The organism is Dyella jejuensis (assembly GCF_044904675.1).
Classification (GTDB): Bacteria; Pseudomonadota; Gammaproteobacteria; order Xanthomonadales; family Rhodanobacteraceae; genus Dyella_B; species Dyella_B jejuensis.
Genome location: NZ_JADIKJ010000082.1, coordinates 1 through 384 on the forward strand (window position 1 = coordinate 1; position 384 = coordinate 384).

The window sequence follows — 384 nt, forward strand, 5'->3', positions numbered from 1 at the left end:
CTCAACCTGACGACCAGCTACGCCTACGACGCCGACAACAACCTCATCCGCGTGACCGACGCCAACGGCAACGTCACCCAGTACGTCTACGACCAGGCCAACGAAAAGATCTTCACGATCGATCCTACCGGGGCGGTGACGCAGCATGGGTATGACGCCGACGGCCACCTGACCACCACGCGCGGCTACGCCACGGTGCTGACGGCCAGCCAGCTGAGCGCGCTGGGCAACGATCCCACGATCGCGGCGGTGAGCGCCGACCTCACCCCCGGCGGCAGCGACAGCTACCAGCAAAGCGTGTACGACGCCGACGGCCAGGTGGTCTACGCGATCGACGGACTGGGCCTCAACGTCACGCAATACACCTACAACGCCGGCGGGCAG

At 65.9% G+C, this 384-nt stretch carries 1 protein-coding gene; it reads left to right on the plus strand.

Annotated features, from left to right (window positions below; genetic code table 11):
* A partial coding sequence (locus ISP15_RS18390) for an RHS repeat domain-containing protein (RefSeq protein WP_404549453.1) occupies window positions 1-384 on the plus strand: 384 nt, incomplete at both ends.